The organism is Pseudomonas sp. BCRC 81390 (genome assembly GCF_030341915.1).
Lineage (GTDB): Bacteria > Pseudomonadota > Gammaproteobacteria > Pseudomonadales > Pseudomonadaceae > Aquipseudomonas.
Genome location: NZ_JATAAG010000048.1, coordinates 496 through 4,381, shown reverse-complemented (window position 1 = coordinate 4,381; position 3,886 = coordinate 496). Strand labels below are relative to the sequence as shown.

The 3,886-nt window shown below is 60.7% G+C and carries 1 protein-coding gene; it reads right to left on the bottom strand.

What is annotated here, in order from left to right; translation table 11 throughout:
• Positions 1-3,886, bottom strand: a 3,886-nt coding sequence (locus tag QSV36_RS14650) for an immunoglobulin-like domain-containing protein (protein ID WP_353853240.1), incomplete at both ends; no start/stop codon positions are given.

Sequence of the window (3,886 nt, the reverse complement as noted above, 5' to 3'; positions counted from 1 at the left end):
GGTGATGTCACCACCTTCGGTAACCGAAGGGGTAGCGGTCAGCTTGGCCACGACCTCGTCAGTGGTGTCGGTGACCTGAACCGTGGCCGCATCGCCCAGCTGCAGGTTTTCGAAGGTACGACCATCAACGTCCACAGCCGACTTGATGCCCAGGCTGACTTCACCCGAGTCCTTGTAGACGTCATCGCCCTGTGCCACGTGCTCGTACGCTGCGCTGGTTTCACCTGCCTTGATGGTGACCTGAGCATTGTTGCTCAGGGTCACGACCAAGTCGTGAGCCAAGGCTTGGTTGATGTGCACGGTGAAGGTCGGTTTGACGTTCTCGGCCACCGAAGGCTGGTCGGCGGTGATAGTGACCTTGACCAGGTCGCCTTCGTTGTTGCCGCCTGGATTGCCCGGGGTACCCGGCTCGTCGGTGACCGTGGTGCTGACCGGCGTCTTGTCCAGCGTCAGCTGTTCGAACTTGCCGGCATCAACGCCATCAACGCTGGCGATGGATTTCACAACCGGATCGTTGGCACCGGTGTAGACATTGTCTGGCGCAGTAATAGTGGTGCTGCCGGTGGTGCTGTTCGCCGGAACGGTGATGGTTGTGCCATCGTTCAGGGTGAAGGTCAGCGCACCGTGCTTGTCGATCGGCAGGCCGTCTTTGTTGGTCAGGGTGACGGTGTAGGTGATGTCACCACCTTCGGTAACCGAAGGGGTAGCGGTCAGCTTGGCCACGACCTCGTCAGTGGTGTCGGTGACCTGAACCGTGGCCGCACCGCCCAGTTGCAGGTTCTCGAAGGTACGGCCATCAACGTCCACAGCCGACTTGATGCCCAGGCTGAGTTCGCCCGCGTCCTTGTAGACGTCATCGCCCTGCGCCGCGTGCTCGTACGCTGCGCTGGTTTCACCCGCCTTGATGGTGACCTGGGCGTTGTTGCTCAGGGTCACGATCAGATCGTGGGCCAGTGCCTGGTTGATGTTTACCGTGAAGGTCGGTTTGACGTTCTCGGCCACCGAAGGCTGGTCGGCGGTGATGGTGACCTTGACCAGGTCGCCTTCGTTGTTGCCGCCTGGGTTGCCCGGCGTACCCGGCTCGTCGGTGACCGTGGTGCTGACTGGGGTCTTGTCCAGGGTCAGTTGTTCGAACTTGCCGACGTCGGTGCCGCTGACCGATGCAATCGACTTGATCACCGGGTCGTTGGCGCCTGCGTAGACGTTGTCCGGAGCGATGACCGTGACCGAACCGGTCGTGCCATTGGCGGGCACGGTAATGGTTTTGCCGTCGCTCAGCGTGAAGGTCAGTGCCGAGTGGTTGTTGATCGGCAGACCGTCTTTGTTGGTCAGCGTAATCGTGTAGGTGATGTCGCCACCTTCGGTAACCGACGGTGTCGCGGTCAACTTGGCCACCACCTCGTCAGTGGTGTCGGTGACCTGAACCGTGGCCGCATCGCCCAGTTGCAGGTTTTCGAAGGCACGGCCATCGACGTCCACAGCGGACTTGATGCCCAGGCTGATTTCGCCGGCATCGTTGTAGACGTCATCCCCCTGTGCCGCGTGCTCGTACGCTGCACTGGTTTCACCCGCCTTGATGGTGACCTGGGCATTGTTGCTCAGGGTCACGACCAAGTCGTGAGCCAAGGCCTGGTTGATGTGCACGGTGAAGGTCGGCTTGACGTTCTCGGCCATCGAAGGCTGGTCGGCGGTGATGGTGACCTTGACCAGGTCGCCTTCGTTGCCCGGGGTACCCGGCTCGTCGGTGACAGTGGTGCTTACAGGCGTCTTGTCCAGGTTGAGGTTTTCGAACTTCCAGACATCCGCACCGCTGACCGCCTCGATGGCATTGACCACCGGTTGGTTGGCACCGACATAGACGTTGTCCGGGGCGGCTGCGGTGGCTGAGCCCGTGGTGCTGTTGGCGGCCACGACGACGGTAGTACCATCGGTCAGCTTGAAGTAGAGCTCCGAGTGGTTGTTGATCGGCAGACCGTCTTTGTTGGTCAGCGTAATCGTGTAGGTGATGTCGCCACCTTCGGTAACCGACGGTGTCGCGGTCAACTTGGCCACCACCTCGTCAGTGGTGTCGGTGACCTGAACCGTGGCCGCATCGCCCAGCTGCAGGTTTTCGAAGGTGCGGCCATCGACGTCCACAGCGGACTTGATGCCGAGGCTGATTTCGCCGGCATCGTTGTAGACGTCATCGCCCTGTGCCGCATGCTCGTACGCTGCGCTGGTTTCACCTGCCTTGATGGTGACCTGGGCGTTGTTGCTCAGGGTCACGACCAAGTCGTGGGCCAGGGCCTGGTTGATGTGCACGGTGAAGGTCGGTTTGACGTTCTCGGCCACCGAAGGCTGGTCGGCAGTGATGGTGACCTTGACCAGGTCGCCTTCGTTGTTGCCGCCTGGATTGCCGGGCGTACCTGGCTCGTCGGTAACCGTGGTGCTGACCGGGGTCTTGTCCAGAGTCAGTTGCTCGAACTTGCCGACATCAACCCCATCAACGGTGGCGATGGACTTAACAACCGGATCGTTGGCACCTGCGTAGACGTTGTCCGGCGCAGTGACAATAGTGCTGCCTGTAGTGCTGTTCGCCGGCACGGTGATGGTGGTGCCATCGTTCAACGTGAAGGTCAACGCCGAATGCTTGTCGATCGGCAGACCGTCTTTGTTGGTCAGCGTAATCGTGTAGGTGATGTCACCACCTTCGGTAACAGAAGGGGTAGCGGTCAGCTTGGCCACGACCTCGTCAGTGGTGTCGGTGACCTGAACCGTGGCCGCATCGCCCAGCTGCAGGTTTTCGAAGGTGCGGCCATCGACGTCCACAGCGGACTTGATGCCCAGGCTGATTTCGCCGGCATCGTTGTAGACGTCATCCCCCTGTGCCGCGTGCTCGTACGCTGCACTGGTTTCACCCGCCTTGATGGTGACCTGGGCGTTGTTGCTCAGGGTCACGACCAGATCGTGCGCCAGTGCCTGGTTGATGTGCACGGTGAAGGTCGGTTTGACGTTCTCGGCTACCGAAGGCTGGTCGGCAGTGATGGTGACTTTGACCAGGTCGCCTTCGTTACCTGGAGTACCCGGCTCGTCGGTGACGGTGGTGCTAACCGGCGTCTTGTCCAGGGTGAGCTGTTCGAACTTGCCGGCATCGTCGCCACTGACCGACGCGATCGACTTGACCACGGGGTCATTGGCACCGACGTAGACGTTGTCCGGCGCAGTGACGGTAGTGCTGCCGGTGGTGCTGTTCGCCGGCACGGTGATGGTGGTGCCGTCATTCAGCGTGAAGGTCAATGCGCCGTGCTTGTCGATCGGCAGGCCGTCTTGGTTGGTCAAAGTCACGGTATAGGTGATTTGACCACCTTCGGTAACCGAAGGGGTGGCGGTCAGCTTGGCCACGACCTCACTGATCGTATCCGAGATCTCAACGGTAGCCGGGCCGCCCAAGGCCAGGTTCTCGAAGGTTGCACCCGGAACAGTGGCATCAGTGACGCTCAGGGTAACAGAGCCGGCGTCCTTGATGACGTCGTCGCCCTGGGCTGGAGTCTTGTACTCGACCTCGGTTTTACCTGCCTCGATGGTCACGGTGTCGCCGTTCGACAGGCTTACGGTCAACGGCCGATCCAGCGCCTGGCTTACCTTCACGGTGAAGGAAGGCTGCTGGTCTTCGGTCACGTTGCCATTGCTGACGATGCTCACCGTGACAGTATCGACGCTGTCATTGATGACGGTAGATGCTGGAGTAGGGTCTGGGGTCAGCTGCTCAAAGTTGCCACCGGTCGCACCGGTAATCGTGGTGCTGACGGTCGAGCCATTGTTGTAGACGTCGTTCGCCGGGGTCTCGAAATCGACGCTGCCCTGGGTCTTACCGGCTTCAACGGTAATGGTCTGGCCGTTGGACAAG